Annotated in this window: 12 protein-coding genes; 6 read left to right on the top strand and 6 right to left on the bottom strand. The window is 69.1% G+C overall.

What is annotated here, in order from left to right:
• Positions 1-232 precede the first annotated feature (232 nt).
• Positions 233-1,117: a SigB/SigF/SigG family RNA polymerase sigma factor gene (locus NUT86_RS01220; RefSeq protein WP_274732758.1), complete on the top strand. Its 885-nt coding sequence runs from the start codon at positions 233-235 to the stop codon at positions 1,115-1,117.
• Positions 1,118-1,238: 121 nt separating this feature from the next.
• Here NUT86_RS01220 and NUT86_RS01215 read toward each other — a convergent pair whose 3' ends face one another.
• Both NUT86_RS01215 and NUT86_RS01210 read right to left on the bottom strand, forming a co-directional pair.
• Complete coding sequence (locus NUT86_RS01215; RefSeq protein ID WP_274732756.1) at positions 1,239-2,384, bottom strand: ABC transporter substrate-binding protein; 1,146 nt, start codon at positions 2,382-2,384, stop codon at positions 1,239-1,241.
• 457 nt (positions 2,385-2,841) lie between these two features.
• Positions 2,842-5,526 (bottom strand): SpoIIE family protein phosphatase/ATP-binding protein, encoded by a 2,685-nt coding sequence (locus NUT86_RS01210; RefSeq protein WP_274732754.1) that lies wholly within the window; start codon positions 5,524-5,526, stop codon positions 2,842-2,844.
• A 598-nt stretch (positions 5,527-6,124) separates the two neighbouring features.
• Between NUT86_RS01210 and NUT86_RS01205 the strand changes: the two genes are divergently transcribed.
• Positions 6,125-6,769, top strand: a complete 645-nt coding sequence (locus NUT86_RS01205; RefSeq protein WP_159491974.1) for a LysE family translocator — start codon at positions 6,125-6,127, stop codon at positions 6,767-6,769.
• Positions 6,770-7,176: 407 nt separating this feature from the next.
• Positions 7,177-8,592 carry an MDR family MFS transporter gene (locus NUT86_RS01200; RefSeq protein ID WP_244967550.1) on the top strand — a complete coding sequence of 472 codons (1,416 nt, stop codon included), beginning with the start codon at positions 7,177-7,179 and terminating at the stop codon, positions 8,590-8,592.
• A 155-nt stretch (positions 8,593-8,747) separates the two neighbouring features.
• Here the strand turns inward: NUT86_RS01200 and NUT86_RS01195 are convergent, their stop codons facing one another.
• From NUT86_RS01195 to NUT86_RS01180, 4 genes are all read right to left on the bottom strand, one after another.
• Positions 8,748-9,023, bottom strand: coding sequence for a hypothetical protein (locus tag NUT86_RS01195; protein WP_093635886.1), 276 nt, complete (start codon positions 9,021-9,023; stop codon positions 8,748-8,750).
• Positions 9,024-9,035: 12 nt separating this feature from the next.
• The gene (locus NUT86_RS01190) at positions 9,036-9,284 is read right to left on the bottom strand and encodes a hypothetical protein (protein ID WP_127148888.1); all 249 of its coding nucleotides are present in this window, start codon (positions 9,282-9,284) and stop codon (positions 9,036-9,038) included.
• 865 nt (positions 9,285-10,149) lie between these two features.
• Complete coding sequence (locus NUT86_RS01185; protein WP_148588066.1) at positions 10,150-10,389, bottom strand: hypothetical protein; 240 nt, start codon at positions 10,387-10,389, stop codon at positions 10,150-10,152.
• A gap of 846 nt (positions 10,390-11,235) precedes the next feature.
• Positions 11,236-12,129: a methyltransferase domain-containing protein gene (locus NUT86_RS01180; RefSeq protein ID WP_266437818.1), complete on the bottom strand. Its 894-nt coding sequence runs from the start codon at positions 12,127-12,129 to the stop codon at positions 11,236-11,238.
• A gap of 223 nt (positions 12,130-12,352) precedes the next feature.
• Here NUT86_RS01180 and NUT86_RS01175 point away from each other — a divergent pair, with 223 nt between their 5' ends.
• From NUT86_RS01175 to NUT86_RS01165, 3 genes are all read left to right on the top strand, one after another.
• Positions 12,353-12,892, top strand: a complete 540-nt coding sequence (locus tag NUT86_RS01175) for a putative immunity protein (RefSeq protein WP_266437821.1) — start codon at positions 12,353-12,355, stop codon at positions 12,890-12,892.
• 142 nt (positions 12,893-13,034) lie between these two features.
• On the top strand, positions 13,035-14,066 hold the full coding sequence (locus NUT86_RS01170) for a hypothetical protein (protein ID WP_274732746.1): 1,032 nt from the start codon (positions 13,035-13,037) through the stop codon (positions 14,064-14,066).
• Between the two features lie 334 nt (positions 14,067-14,400).
• Positions 14,401-15,156 (top strand): (5-formylfuran-3-yl)methyl phosphate synthase, encoded by a 756-nt coding sequence (locus tag NUT86_RS01165; protein WP_148588069.1) that lies wholly within the window; start codon positions 14,401-14,403, stop codon positions 15,154-15,156.

The raw sequence follows: 15,156 nt of genomic DNA, 5'->3' as shown, positions 1-15,156 counted from the left end.
GGGAACACCCCATCACACAGGCGTGGACCGCTCTTCCAGAGGGTTCGTCAGAGCGCGGAATTCAGCTCGCACAAGGGCTGGGCTCATCGACCGCGACGGGTGCGTGCCGTAGGGCATCTGCCGCCGTGGTTGCCTCGCGAAAATAGTTTCCGCATGGAAGATGTTTTGCGTGTGGACCGAGGGTAGGCGACGGAGCGACGCAGTGACGGGCAACGGAGAGGAGCAGCCGGCCATGGCGACGGCAGTGACGCGGACCGATACATCTGTGACCCGCTCGGAGAGGGAGGCGGCGCCTGAGTCTGCGCGGCCCTCTTTGCCGCTGGTGGATAAAGCCCAGTGTGTGGCCCCGCCGGATGCGCGTCGCCTGTCGAAGCTGTACTTCGAGAGGCTGGCGGCCCTTGAGGAAGGCACGGCGGAGTACCAGTACGCGCGCAACACGCTCATCGAGATGAATCTGTCGCTGGTGCGGTACGTCGCGCGCCGCTTCCGCAGCCGGGGGCAGGAGATGGAAGACGTCGTGCAGGTCGGCACGATCGGTCTGATCAAGGCCATCGACCGCTTCGACGTCTCGCGGGAGAACGAGTTCACCACCTTCTCCATTCCGTACATCACCGGGGAGATCAAGCGGTTCTTCCGCGACACGACCTGGTCCGTGCACGTCCCGCGCCGGCTGCAGGAGCTGCGCGTGGACCTTGCGCGCGCCCGCGAGGAGCTGGAGGGACGCGGCATTCCTGAGCCCTCCGTCGCCGACTACGCGGCTCTCTTGGAGCTGGAGGAGGACGAGGTCATCGAGGGGCTGGTCGCCTGCAACGGCTATGACGCCACTTCCATTGACCGTCCCATTGAAGCCGGTGGCGGCCAGCAACGGACCGGACTCATCGCCGACCTGATCGGCAACGAGGACCCCGCGCTCGCTCTGGCTGAAAATCTCCAGGCTCTCAAGCCGCACCTGGCTCAGCTCGATGAGCGTGAGCGCACTCTCCTTGAGCTCCGTTTCGGTGCGGAGATGACGCAGTCCGAGATCGGCGAGGAGCTGGGCCTCTCCCAGATGCACGTCTCCCGCCTCCTCACCCGCATCTGCACCCACCTGCGGGAAGAAATGCTGGCCACCGACTGACTGCAGGGCGTCCCAACTGCTGGGCGCAGCTTGCCGCTTCCCTTGTGTTGTGGGCGGGCTGCGCCCACAGCTGTTGCCGGAGGACGGGCCACGCTGTCCTCTCCCGGTACAGGCTGGGCGATCAGCTGGGGCCGACGGCCTTGCCCCAGTTCTCACGGACGGTGCGCAGCGCCTTGTTCAGCTGTGCCTCGGTCGGGAATTGCGGTGTGCCCTCGACCGTCGGCAGCCGTGAGGCCAGGGTCGTGTCGAGGGTGCCGTTCTTCGCCATGGCCGCCATCAGCACCGGGCGGGCGTAGTCCACGAGGCGGAGGTTCTGGCCTTCCGGGCTGAAGAGGTACTCCTCCCAAAGCCGCGCCGCGGCCGGGTGGGGGGCGTCCTTGTTGATCGCCTGGGCGTAGTACTGCGAGAAGCTGCCGTCGAAGGGAATGGACACCTTCCACTTCACGCTCGTACCGCGGAGCTGGTCGATGTGCTGGAGGTTGAGGTAGTCCCACTCGATGCTGATCGGTGTCTTGCCCTTGGCGATCGCGGCCGGGCCGGGCTCGGCCCGGTTGTAGTTGCCGACCTTGTCGAGCCGGGCGAAGAAGTCGATGCCTGGCCGGATGTCGTCGAACGACCCCCCGTTGGCGAGCGCCGCCGCGTACACGGCGGCGAAGGCCGAACCCGCGATCGTGGGTTCGCCGTACATCGAGACCAGGCCCTTGTACTCCGGCCGGAGCAGATCCGCGAAGGACGAGGGGCAGGTCCGGACGCGGGCGGCGTCGCAGCCGATGGAGATGTAGCCGCCGTAGTTGTTGTACCAGCGGGCTTCGGCGTCCTTCTGCTCCGGCGGAATCTGGTCGAACTGCGCGACCCGGTAGGGGGCCAGCAGATTCTGCCGCGCCGCGGACTGGGCGAAGGAATCCCCGAGGTCGAGCACGTCGGGGGCGCGCTCCTGGCCACGGTAGCGCTTCACGGCATCGATCTCCTGGCGGCTGTGGACGTCGGGATGGTCGACGACGACCTTGAGGCCGTACTTCTTCTCGAAGCCGTCGATCAGCCCGCCGTAGTTGGCCCACTGGCGTGGCAGCGCGATCGTGTTGAGCCTGCCCTCCTTCTTCGCCGCCTTGATCAGTGCCGCCGTCCCGCCCACTTCCGCGGCGGACCCGGCCCGGGAAGGCGGGACCGGCCGGGTGCTTCTCTCCTCCTGGCACGCACCGAGACCGAGCGCCGCCAGGCCGAGACAGCACAGGAGAGCGCCTGCGCGGACCCGATGATGTGTAGCCACGACGCCTCCAACAGGGCCAGGTGGGGGAGCGGTCCGCCAGGCGGGTGGCGGACGCGGACCAGGGCGAGCCATGAGATGGGCATGGTGCGGTCGCATGGCACCCGTACCGCGACCCCACCGCGGAGGACGGCGCACGCCAGGCAGTGGCGCGGGACCGCCGACGGGGCCCCGCAGGCTCGCCGGGCGGGCGCCGGCCTCGGCGCTCCCGCAGCCCGCAGGGCCACCGACGCCTTGTCACGCGGACGGTCCTGGCGCAACCCCGCCGCGACGGGTCACCGCCCGATGTTTCTCTCGGCAGCAATGGTCCGAACCAGCGTACTCCGCGACTTTGTGGGGCTCTGTCAGGACGGTGATCGGGCCAGGTCATAGCGGCGAGTAGGCGCCACGCGCGTACGGAGGCGCCATGCGCGTACGGAGATGCCACGCCGGCCCCCGGGCGCGGGCGCGCGCCACAGCCTCACCACTCCCCGCCGTCCTCCCAACGGCTGAGGAGGTCCTCCGGCGACTCCTCTTGCGAGGGCAGGGCGCCGGGGCCGACCGCCTGAGCGGCCCAGATCGTCTTGCCCCTGGGGGAGTAGCGGGTGCCCCACTGTTCGGCGAACTGCGCGACGAGGAAGAGGCCGCGGCCGTCTTCGTCGGTGGCCTTCGCCTGGCGGATGTGCGGGGAGGTGCTGCTGCCGTCGGAGACCTCCGAGATCAGGGTGGTGCGGGTGTGCAGGAGCCGGACGTGGATGGGCTCGGCGCCGTAGCGAATGGCGTTGGTGATTAGTTCGCTGAGGATGAGCTCGGTGCCGTAGGCGATGTCCTGCAGACCCCAGTCCGCCAACTGGCGGACGCAGTCATTGCGGACCGGGCCGACTCCCGCCGGGTCACGGGGCACGTCCCACTCGGCGACATGTGCCGGGTCCAGCCGCCGGGCCCGGGCCACCAGCAGCGCGACATCGTCGGTGGACCTGGCGGGCAGCAGCGACTGCATGACGGTGGCGCAGGTGTCCTCCGGCGTACGGTCCGGGCCGGAAAGGGCCGCACGCAGTGCTTCCAGCCCCGCGTCCAGGTCGCGGCTGCGGTTCTCGACCAGCCCGTCCGTGTAGAGCACCAGCCGGGAGCCCTCCGGCAGCGACAGTTCAGTGGTCTCGAAGGGCAGGCCGGTGCCCAGACCCAGCGGTGGGGAGACCGGCGGTTGCAGGAACTCCACCCTCCCGTCGGGGTGGGCCACGGCGGGCGGCAGATGGCCGGCCGTGGCCGCGGTGACCCGCCCGGAGACGGAGTCGTAGACAACGTACAGACAGGTGGCGCCGGTGATCGCCGGCCCCTCCTCGGTGTCCTCGTCCTGCACATCGATGTGCGTCACCAACTCGTCCAGGTGGCCCAGCAGCTCGTCGGGGGAGAGGTCCAGGGCGGAGAAGTTGTGTACGGCGATGCGCAGGCGGCCCATGGTTGCCGCCGCATGCAGGCCGTGGCCCACCACGTCGCCGACGACCAGCGCCACCCGGGCACCGGGCAGCGGGATGACGTCGAACCAGTCACCGCCCACTCCGGCCTGCGCGGGCAGATAACGGTGCGCCACCTCCAGGGCGTCCTGGTCGGGCAGGCCGCGGGGCATCAGGCTGCGCTGGAGCGTCATGGCCATCGTGCGCTCGCGGGTGTAGCGCCGGGCGTTGTCGATCCCCACCGCGGCTCGCCCCGCCAGTTCTTCGGCGAAGGACCGGTCCTCGTCGTCGAACGGAGGGGAGTCCCCCGACCGCCAGAAGTCCACCAGTCCCAGCACCACCCCCCGGGCGCGCAGTGGTACGACAGCCAAGGAATGCACCCCGTGGTCCAGGATGCGTCGGGCGCGTTCCGGGTCCTGGGACCGCCAGGTGGACGAGCCGGCCAGGTCTGGCTCCACCACGGAACGTGCCTGGTCCGCACCCGCTGCCACCGGGGTGCCCGGGACGAACCGGAGCAGCTCGCCGACGGGGTAGAGCGGGTGGTCCGGCGTCAAGCCGGCGATGGCGGCCCGGCGCAGCTCGGTACCCGCCACGGCCGGTTCCTCGCCCTTCAGGACCGGGTCCAGCAGCTCGACGGTGACGATGTCGGCGAACCGGGGGACCGCCACCTGCGCCAGCTCCTCCGCAGTACGCACGACATTCAGCGTGGAGCCGATCCGTGTCCCGGCGTCGTAGAGGAGTCTCAACCGCTCCCGCGCCACCTCGGCGCGCCCCGACAGCCACCTCAGTTCGGTGGTGTCGCGCAGGGTGACCACGCTTCGCTGGTGGGCGCCGTAGGGGGAGGTGGACCGCTTGTTGATGGCCAGCAGTCTGTCCTGGGCCAGGTGCACCTCGTCGGTGGCGGTCCGGTCCGACGCCAGGAGTTCGGCGGTGCGGCGGTCCAGCCCCAGGTCGCCGACACGGCGCCCCTCCGCGTCCGCGGGCAGGTCCAGCAGCCGCCGTGCCTCGTCGTTGACCAGCAGCAGCCGCCCGTCGCGCCCGACGATGAGGACGCCCTCGCGTACCGCGTGCAGGACCGCGTCGTGATGCTCGTACATCCGGGTCATCTCAACCGGTCCCAGACCGTGGGTCTGCCGGCGCAGCCGACGGCTCACCAGCCCCGCGCCGCCTCCGGCGAGAGCCAGTGCCCCGACTGCGGTGCCCAGGAAGAGGGGCAGCTGCCGGTTGACCGATTTCTGCACCTTCTCCACCGTGACCGGTGCGGCAACAAGGGCGATGACCCTGCCCGAGGGGTCCTTGACGGGGGCCGCGGAGACCACGGAGAGGCCCAGGGCGCCCTCGAAGGTCCTGGTGAAGGGCTTGCCGCGGGCTGCTTCGGCGTACGGACCGATGACGTGCTTGCCGATCTGCCGCGGGTCGCTGTGGGTGAGGGTGATCCCGTCGAGCTTGTACACGATGAGGGCGTCGACACCGGAGGCCTTGCGGGCCGCCTCAGCGAGCGGCTGGAGCTTCGCGGTCGGATTGTCGCTGTTCAGCGCCTCCTGAAGCCCCCAGGAGTGCGCGAAGGACTCGGCGGCGGCGAGCGTCCGGTGCCGGGCGTCGGTCATGGTGTCCCGCCGGGCCTGGACGACGAGAGCCACCACCGCCGCCGCGACGAGCAGCACCACGAGCACCAGCTGGAGGAGGAAGACCTCCCGGGCGACGCTGCGCATGGCCCACCAGGGCCGTACGTGCTGCGGACCTCCGGCCCCCGAAGGACGTTCGTCCTGCTGGTCGTCGGCGTCGCTCCCGGCAGGCGCCACACCCGGAAAGGCGGAACGACCGGGCGCGCGGCGTACCCAACGCCGGAAACGACCCGAATTTCCGCTCATGGTTCATATTTACCCTGCTTTGCCTGGGTGGCGGCAAGGCGTGCTACGGCAGCTGCCCGGCCGGCCGGCGGCGTACGGGGACGGTGCCCGACCGGGCCCTCGCGCTCTTCGGCCCGGATGACGACAGCGGGCCATTCCTGCTCGCCCGCAGGCACCGCGTCGGCCTGGGCCTACACACATGCCACCGCAGCGGGGCCGCAGCCATACGGGGGCGGATGGCATCACGACCACTTGGAGCTACGGATCCGCTCGGCGGCTGACATGCATATTGCGAGCGATCTCTTCCCCGACTTCCACGGGGCGTGCGCGCGAGCGCTGCCGCGTGCGGGGCAACCTCCGTCGGTGTCCGGTGATATCGGCATGTGGATGAGCCTGGAGCGGACGGTCCGCCCTCTGCTTGTATTGGCCCCTGGAACGCGGTTCAGGAGGTTAAGGCCACATGGTGTCCACGGAGAGCATTCTCGCGTTCGCGGCGATGTCGCTATTGGTGATCGTGATTCCGGGGCCGAGTGTGCTGTTCGTGATCGGCAGAGCCCTTGCGCACGGCCGCCGCACAGCCCTCGCGACGGTCCTCGGCAACTTGGTTGGTTCATACGCCCTGGTGGTCGCTGTGGCGTGGGGCCTCGGCGCGCTGGTGGAAAGCTCGGCGGCAGTGTTCATGGGCGTGAAGATGGCCGGAGCGGCGTATCTCGTCTACCTGGGCGTGCAGGCGTTCCGGCACCGCAAGGAGATGCGCGCGGCGAACATGGAGGCCCCGGCGGGTGAGCCGCGTGGCGATCTACGCACGATCCTGGACGGGATTTTCGTGGGCGTCACCAACCCCAAGGGCATCGTCTTCTTCGCGGCGGTGCTGCCGCAGTTCGTCGACCACTCGGCGGGCCACGTCCCCCTCCAGATGATGGTGTTGGGCCTGGTCCCGGTCGCCATCGGTCTGATCACGGACACCTTGTGGGGCCTGGGCGCCTCGGCGGCCCGTTCCTGGTTCGCCCGCTCGGACCGGCGTCTGTCGATGGTCGGCGGGGCGGGCGGCTTCGCGATGATCGGCCTGGGCGTAACGGTGGCGGCGACAGGCCGTGCCGACTAGAGACTGTACGGCGAGTCATGAGCCGAGCCAGAGGCGTACGGCCGCGGAAGCAATCGGCGGCATGCACCCGCCTGAATGTGCCCCGGCAAGGACCACTATGCCGGTGAACGTACCTGTAGTGGTCGTGACGTATGGGCGTCGATGAAGCGCCGGCCGTCGGGCCACGGCGTCGCCGACGGATGCACTCGTGAGCGAAAATTCGGGTGAGATCGGCGCGATGATGCGAAACACTCACGCCGACCGATGAGTTTCGCCAGGCGGGCCGGTCTCTTCCCACAATCACCACCCACGTTCGTGCCGACAGCCCTTGGCTGCGAGGCGACTGCGACCAGGAACCCCAGCGAGGTGCTGCCATGTCAGCTGTGATCCAAGAACGACCGGCCGTGCAGGCGGGCCGCATACCAACCGTGGTGCGGCTGCTGGTGCTGGCCACGTTCGTGGTGATCCTGAACGAGACGATCTTGATCAACGCTATCCCGCGGTTGATGGAGTCGTTGCACGTCACCCAGCAGTCGGCGCAGTGGGTATCCACCGCGTTCATGCTGACCATGGCCGCCATAATTCCGGTCACCGGCTGGTTCCTGCAGCGGGTGACCACCCGCCAGGCTTATGCCATCGCGATGGGCGTATTCCTCGCGGGTACCGCCCTGTCAGCCGTCGCGCCCTCCTTCGAGGTGCTGCTGCTGGGTCGGATCGTGCAGGCCGCAGGCACAGCCGTGATGATGCCCCTGCTGATGACCACGTTGATGATCGTGGTGCCCGAGCAGGACCGCGGCCGGGTGATGGGCAACGTCACGCTGGCGATCTCGGTGGCGCCCGCACTCGGCCCTGCCGTGTCCGGGCTGATCCTGCAGGTCGGCTCCTGGCGCATGCTGTTCGTGGTCGTCCTGCCGATCGCGGCTCTGGTGACCCTGTTCGGGCTGCGCAAGGTGGACAACATCAGCGAGCCGCAGGTCAGCTCCATCGACTGGCTCAGCGTCTCCGTGGCGGCGCTCGGCTTCGGCGGCCTGGTGTACGGCCTGAGCCTCCTCGGCGAAACCGACGGCGGGGTCGGGCTCGGCATCGGCATCGTCATCGCCGGGGTCGCGGCAATCGCCGTTTTCGTGATCCGCCAGCTCAAGCTGCAACGCAGCGGCGTGCCTCTGATGGACCTGCGCACTCTCGGACACCGCACCTACGGCCTCTCCTTGGCCCTCATATCCGTCGGTTTCCTGGCGATGCTCGGCTCGATGATCCTTCTGCCGCTGTACCTGCAGAACATGCGCGGGCTCAGCCCGCTGGAGACCGGCCTGCTGGTCATGCCGGGCGGTCTGGCCATGGGACTGCTTGGGCCGACCGTGGGAAAGCTCTTCGACCGGTTCGGCAGCCGGCCGCTGGTGTTGCCCGGCTCGATCGGCATGGTGCTCGCCCTCGGCGGATTCACCCAGGTCTCGATGACGATGCCGTACTGGCAGGTGCTGGGACTGCACGCGCTGCTGATGGTGAGCCTGGCGGCGACGTTCACCCCCGTCTTCACGCTTGGTATGGGAGCGCTTCCTCCGCACCTGTACTCGCACGGCAGCTCGATGCTCGGGACGCTGCAGCAGGTCGCCGCGGCGTTCGGGACCGCGCTTGTGGTGACCGTGATGACCGCGCGCGCCGGTCACCTGGTCGACGATGGCGTCGCCGCCGCGCCCGCAGAGCTGAGCGGGATGAAGCTGGCCTTCGGTGTCGCCGCCGTTCTGTCCTTGGTGACGATCGTCGTCGCCGCGAAACTGCCGCGCCGGATCGCCGCCGCCGACGCCCAAGAGGGCAGCACCGCGGACCAGCCCACCGCATCATGAGGGCTGGGCGGGGCCCGGACCGCCCGAGCTAGGGGAAACACAGCGCAGACCATGGCGACCGGCCAACCGGTACGCAGCCTCGCCCTGAACCTGGTACGAGTGCGCCCCTGCCCGACTCCGGGCAGGGGCGCACTCGTCTCGGTCCTCAAGACCTGCTACGTATGGCCGGCGAGTTGGAGCATCTCGACCCTTCCGTTGCCTCCTCCGTCGTCCAGGACCAGGAATGTGGCGCGTGAGCTCTGGCTCAGGCGGATCTGGAACTGATCGCCCAGCAGCCTCTTGTAGTTCGTGTCTCCGGCCCTCGCGGCTGCCTGGGCGGGGTGGAGTCCCTCGCTCTGGATCGCGTTCTGGAATATGTCGAACGTCGCCTGCTCGGAATTGGTGAGCTGGCCGACGACTTCCAACCGGCTCTTGTCGAACGTCCAGGGCATGGCGCGCGCCGCCTATTCCGTCGTCACGGTGATGTCCTCAAGCGTCAGGTTCTTGACGGCTAATTCGACGCCACCGAAGGCGCGTTCGAACTCATTTCGTCCCAGCCTGAGCGCGTTGACCTCGGTCGCGGACCCGCCGGCCGTCATCTCGAAGTTTCCATCGGCCTTGCAGTCGACGATCACCTTGGTCTGCCTGCCGAAGCCCCAGGTAGGGATGTGTCCCTGCACTTCCTGTGGAGCGAGGCGAAAAGGACCAGCCATGGGTAAAGCCTCCCGTGGTCTCGGAATTTCTTCCTCTCACCTAAATGGCTACCGGGGCTTGCTGTTTCCCGTCAAGATTGCAAAGGGCCGGACAGGGCGGATTCGGACGCCCTTAAGGTGTCGAATAAATCTGCTACGAATAATCGTAGAGTGTCCCCGTCAGTCGTCAGGAAAGTGTCCGCAGATTTGCGGAGGTCCCGTCGTTGCGGGGCCGGACGGCGCGGAATGACGGGGCGGCGGCTCCGCGGAGGCCGTTGCGGGGCGGATGAACGCGTCCGATGTCATGTGGCGATCGGCGGCGGCGCAGAGCGTGGGGAGGGCGCCGGATCCGACGGGCCGGGCGAAGAGGCGGTTGCCGAGTTGCATGACGCGTTCGGCGCCGGCGCGGTGTTCCATACGGGCAGCGGCGGCTGGAGATCGGTGGCAGCGTAGACGAGGTGCGCGGAGGCGACCACCACGGAGAAGCTGACGCCGGCCGGGCGTGCCGCGAGCTCGTGGGCGAAGAGGAGGTTGGCCGATTTCGGCCGCCGCACAGGCAGGCCAGCGCTGGGACAGGCGGCGCTCATAGTTGGGGTCGGCGAGGCCGACGATCGCGAGGGTGTGGGCGCCGCCGGAGACGGTGATGACGCGGGCCCCGGGCGTAGGGGATTGGCGGAGGCCGAGCGGGGGTTCATCCATCCTCCCCCCCCGGAAACCGGTGAAGGTTCAATGGCCCCTGGTCTGCGCGAGCTCGGCGATCCCCGCTATCCCACCCTCGGTCCTGATTGCCTGCGCCACGACGTGGGTCTGTCGCACATCGTGCAGGAGCTGACCCGCAAGGGTATCGACACCTCCCGCGTGGGGCGGGTCGGGCGCAGGCGCTGGTTTATGCCTTGTCCTGGGTCAGCTGGGCACGGATCTGCTTGGCTGCTTCGAGGGCTGAGAGGTCGGTAAGGCCCTCGGCCAGGGGTAGGTGTTCCGCGCAGAACCATTCGGCGTTTTCGGGGTGCCCGGTCCAGCTGTCGGGGTAATCGACGGTGGGGCGGAAGTACACGACGGTGAACTCGTCGGAGGGATTGTGCTTCTTGGTCGCCGAAAATGTGCAGGCTATGCACTTCGGGGGCATCAAGGGCGGGCCTCTCACTCGTCTTGGAACGTTGAAAGAGCATTGTAGAGGCGATGGTTTGAGCCCCGTCGCCTTCTCCTCGACGGGGCTTCGCCGTGCGCTCCCCGGCCCGCCGACTGCCACGGCGACCAAGTCGAGTAGGTCAGCCCTCGTACTCGTCTTTCACCCGGGCCAGTCGCTCGTCGAGGTCGCCCGCTCACCGATGGGCCCAGTTTCGCAAGGCGATGATGGCGTCATGGGTGAGGACGTAGCGGCGAATTCCTCGTCGTCGTACCCGCGCGGCGCCGGCCAGAAGGTCGCGTAGGTCATCGAGGTGGAAGGCGTCGCGTCCGTGGCCTTGCGCCCCTCTTATCCCTGCCGAGGCGCTGACGGGTACCGGGGGCAGGGCTTCGGCGCACGGTTGCCTTGGCGGCGCCGCGCAGGCTCTTGCCGTCCACCGACACGCTCAGCGCGAGCACAGGGGCCAGGGCGTGGCGCACTCCGCGCGGGTCACGCGGGGCGGGCACTTCGGCCAGACGCTCCAGCAGCCCCGGGATCTCCTCGGGGCGGGGTTCGGGCTGCTTGCGGAGTTGGTCAAGAGCAGGCGGGATCGGGGATGACGCGTCGGCAGGCACGTTCTTCCACTCGGATCACGGGGCGTCGAGAACTCCGTGATCTTCGAAGCCCGTGCCTGTCTGTCGGTGTGTGCTTTCAAGACTTGGTTGACGTTCTGTCGTTGGGAGATTGCTTGACGGGATCGCGGGTTGACCGCAGCTCCGGTGACGCGCGGCGCGCACCTGCGCGAGCTGCCTGGCCTCCCTCGACGAACAGCGCTTTGGGCAGGTGGGACAACGCCTGGATCCGCACCTAACCGAGTGCCGGCGGGTGCTCGGCTGGACGGCGTCCCCAGGCCGAAATCAGCGGCGCGAGTGTCAGGTCGAGTTGGCCCGCGTCGATGGCGGCCAGGTGCGCGTCGATCTCGGCGTCGTCGGCCAGGCCGGCCGCGAGCAGTTCGCCGCGCACGTGCCGGATGGTCGCCGCCTCCAGCCGGTCGCAGGCCGGCCCGCCGACCGGGAAAACGCCCCCCGCGGCGACATCTACCAAGCCGGCCTCACGCAATGCCCGCGGCAGGGTCCGGCCGTAGCGCAGGTCCGCGCCGCGGCGCGTCAGCAGCTCCCGGACCGCGTCACGCAGCCGGTTGGCCCGCCGCTGCTCGGGGCCGCTGTCGTCCAGGCATGCCAGTGGCTGCAGAGCGGTATCGGCGTCCTCGATCAGCAGCCAGCCGCCGGGCCGTAGCGCTGCCGCCATCGTGGCCAACGCCCGAGCCCGGTCGGGTACATGGACCAGCACGAGCCGGGCGTGCACCAGATCGAACGTCCCCGGCTCCGGGGGCGGGTCAGCGGCGACGTCGTGCTGGCGCACCTCGTACCCGTCGCCCGTCTTCAGCCACGACGGGTCGATGTCCGTGGCCAGCACGTGCCCGGTCGGACCGACGGCCGCCGCGAGCGCCTCCGGGATACCGGGGCCACCGGCCCCCACTTCCCAGCAGCGCGAGCCAGCCCTGACCCCCAGTCGATCGAAGTGTCCGCGCGTCACACCGTCGAACAGCTCGGCCAGCCAAACGAATCGCTCACCCGCCTCGGCGCGCGCGTTGTCCAGCAGGTACCCGCGGGCGGGAGCGGACTCTCCACCGAGCGCGGTAGTCCCGTCTATCGGATCCGGTCGGCCACTAACGTGCGGCGGGCGGGGCGAGGAGGTCATCACTACATGATCAACCTCCCAGGCCACCAGCGCCACGACGACGGGAGAGGGATGTCTCACACAGCCGGCCAACTCCGTACGTGCTACAGCCGGTTGGTCGGGGCCAGCGGAAGCATCAGATGCAGCGTAACCGGCGCGCTCAGGGCAGTCACCGGCCGCGCGACCGGCATTACCACGCACCGTCGGCGGCTTCAGGCGGTTGACCGGTGGGAGAATCGGACCCGTGACGACCGAATCTGGGGACTTCGAGCTGACCATGGATGAGCTGCGCACCGTCGCGCGCTATGTGGTGGAGAGCGCTGAGGAAGTCCTCCCCGTGTTCGAGGCCGCCAGACCCAACGACCCTCGGCCTCGTGCAGCCATCGATGCCGCGCGGGAGTTCGTGAACGGCGCGAGAAGGACCAAGCTCCAGCGCATCACCTCCTTGGACGCGCACCGCGCGGCGAAGGAAGCGGCCACCGAAGCCGAACGGCTCGCCGCGCGCGCAGCCGGCGACGCTGCCGCTGCGGCTTACCTTCATCCGATTGCGAAAGCCACCCAGGTAGGTCACATCCTGCGGGCCGCTGCAAGCGCGGCGCGCGTGGGGGAGTTGAACGCAGGCGGTGATGCCGCCGTCGGGCTCAAGCTGATCGAGCAGGCTCGACAACGCGCCACACCGGCCTTGATCGATGTCCTCAACCGGTACCCCCTCGCGCCGACCGGCAAGAGCCGTGCTGCACAACTCATGACCATCCTGGACACGTCCTTGCGTACGTCCCGCTAAGGGACACCATCCGCCGTGGGATCGCGAAGCTTCCGCGGCGCGCTGCCTACTACGATCGAGCGATGAGCGATGAGCGACGGCCGCGACGTCGAAGCCAACCGGCAGTCGGCGTCGCGGTGTTGGGGCGAACGCAGAACGGGGGATGGCGATGCCCACATCGGAGTTGAGCCCGGAGGAACAGCATCTGCTGCGGGCGGCGGCGGAGCGTGGAGATGTCTTTGCGCGGTTCCGGCTCGGCAAGGGGCTGCTCGACCGGGGGAACCGGGAAGAGGCGAAGCGGTGGCTCGTGCCGCTGGCCGAGGCCGGTCATGGGGAGGCCGTAAGGGCCCTGGCCTGGTCGGCGAGCCGCCTTGCTCGCACCGATTCCGCTTACGAGGAGGAAGCCGAGCACTGGCTGCGGCGCGAGGCCCGAGTCAGCCAGGATCGCGATGTGCTGGTGGCGATGGCCGTGGAGATGCGCGGGTGGGCCTCAGGGCGAGTGGCGGAGGCGGAGCAGCTGGTAGCAGGGCTGGCGCAGGAGGGCAGCGCTCGGGCCGCCGGCCAGCTGGCCTTCTGGGACGAGGACCGCGACCCGGCGGCCGCGGTGCAGTGGTATCGCCTCGCCATGGAGTTGGGTGACAAGTCCGCCTGGTCGTTTCTCGGCGAATGCCTGTCGGCGCAGGGGCGTTATGCCGAGGCGGAGGCCGTCTACCGTCCGTACGCGGACGCCGGGGATTCCTTCGCCCGACGCAAACTCCAGGAGGTGGTCCGAGCCCAGGGAGAGAGCGGTACGGCCCCTGAGCCCGAGCAGTCTGAGCTGGAGTTCCGTGTAGGGGGACTGCCCGACGCCGTGGCCACCGCCGTGATCACGGCAGCCGTCTTGCCGTTCCTCCAGGCCGTCGCGACCCAGGCCGCCGGAGACGCCTACGCCAAGTCGCGCGCATTGATCAACCGGGTGCTCCACCGCGAGGGCAGCGACGATGCCGACCCTTGCCAAGGGCCGGCCCTGCACCTCGTCCACGACCCGCAAACCGGGACCCGGTTGGAGCTGCGCGGCGGTGAATTGTCCGACGAGGCACTGCACATGCTGACACTGGCTGACCTGGACGCTCTTTCGGCCCCGGACCGGCAGGGCCGTACGGTCACGGTCTACTGGGACCGCGAAGTGGGGCTGTGGCGAAGGCGCGTTCAGTAACGCGGGGAAGCAACGGGAGCGGAATTCCGGGTACGGCGACGGTCAAGGGTTGCCCGCGCCACCGCCACCCGTACCCTCTTCGCCGGAATCTCGCGCTCCGCCGAACTGCATGGCTACGGGCGCATCTGCGCACGGCTGGATCGAACCGGCGTGGACGGCGTGCTGGGGCGCGTGGACGCGTGGACCCGTCATGACAATGACCCCTTCGGACTCCGCGCGCCCTGCCGATGGTCACGGGCCGCAGCAATGATGAGCGGACCGCACGTGATCCAGGTGACGTGACTCCGCACACCTGCCCTTGCGCAGGTGGACAATGCAGTGGAAGGAATCCACGTTGTTGCTTCTCATCTCACCGGACGGTGTCGAGGAGGCCCTCGACTGCGCGAAGGCAGCGGAGCACCTCGACATCGTCGACGTCAAGAAGCCCGATGAGGGGTCGCTCGGCGCGAACTTCCCGTGGGTCATCAGGGAGATCCGCGACGCGGTCCCGGCGGACAAGCCGGTGTCCGCCACGGTGGGAGACGTACCGTACAAGCCCGGCACGGTGGCCCAGGCGGCGCTCGGTGCAGCTGTCTCCGGAGCCACGTACATCAAGGTCGGCCTCTACGGATGCACGACGCCCGAGCAGGCCATCGATGTCATGCGAGGGGTCGTCCGGGCAGTGAAGGACTATCGGGCGGACGCGTTCGTCGTCGCCTCGGGCTACGCCGACGCCCACCGGATCGGCTGCGTCAACCCGCTCGCGCTGCCCGACATCGCCCGCCGCTCCGGCTCCGACGCGGCCATGCTCGACACCGCGGTCAAGGACGGGACACGGCTTTTCGACCACGTGCCGCCCGACGTCTGCGCGGAATTCGTCCGGCGGGCCCACGAGGCCGATCTGCTCGCCGCCCTCGCGGGCAGCGTCAAGGTGGGAGACCTCGGCGCGCTGACCCGCATCGGCACGGACATCGTGGGGGTGCGCGGGGCGGTCTGCGAAGGGGGCGACCGCACCACCGGAAGGATTCAGCCGCGGCTGGTGGCCGCCTTCCGGGCGGAGATGGACCGGCATGCCCGGGAATACGCAGCCGCCGTCGCCGCCGCGAGCTGA

The organism is Streptomyces sp. G7(2002) (genome assembly GCF_028870195.1).
Taxonomy (GTDB): domain Bacteria; phylum Actinomycetota; class Actinomycetes; order Streptomycetales; family Streptomycetaceae; genus Streptomyces; species Streptomyces nigrescens.
Note: the sequence above shows the minus strand (reverse complement) of the source record. Positions and strands in the feature narration are given on the sequence as shown.

Excerpts from the sequence above, each read along its gene's own strand:
- NUT86_RS01220 (WP_274732758.1), top strand. The coding sequence starts at position 233 with ATGGCGACGGCAGTGACGCGGACCGATACATCTGTGACCCGCTCGGAG.
- NUT86_RS01210 (WP_274732754.1), bottom strand. The coding sequence starts at position 5,526 with ATGCGCAGCGTCGCCCGGGAGGTCTTCCTCCTCCAGCTGGTGCTCGTG.
- NUT86_RS01205 (WP_159491974.1), top strand. The coding sequence starts at position 6,125 with ATGGTGTCCACGGAGAGCATTCTCGCGTTCGCGGCGATGTCGCTATTG.
- NUT86_RS01195 (WP_093635886.1), bottom strand. The coding sequence starts at position 9,023 with ATGCCCTGGACGTTCGACAAGAGCCGGTTGGAAGTCGTCGGCCAGCTC.
- NUT86_RS01190 (WP_127148888.1), bottom strand. The coding sequence starts at position 9,284 with ATGGCTGGTCCTTTTCGCCTCGCTCCACAGGAAGTGCAGGGACACATC.
- NUT86_RS01185 (WP_148588066.1), bottom strand. The coding sequence starts at position 10,389 with ATGCCCCCGAAGTGCATAGCCTGCACATTTTCGGCGACCAAGAAGCAC.
- NUT86_RS01180 (WP_266437818.1), bottom strand. The coding sequence starts at position 12,129 with ATGACCTCCTCGCCCCGCCCGCCGCACGTTAGTGGCCGACCGGATCCG.
- NUT86_RS01170 (WP_274732746.1), top strand. The coding sequence starts at position 13,035 with ATGGCGATGCCCACATCGGAGTTGAGCCCGGAGGAACAGCATCTGCTG.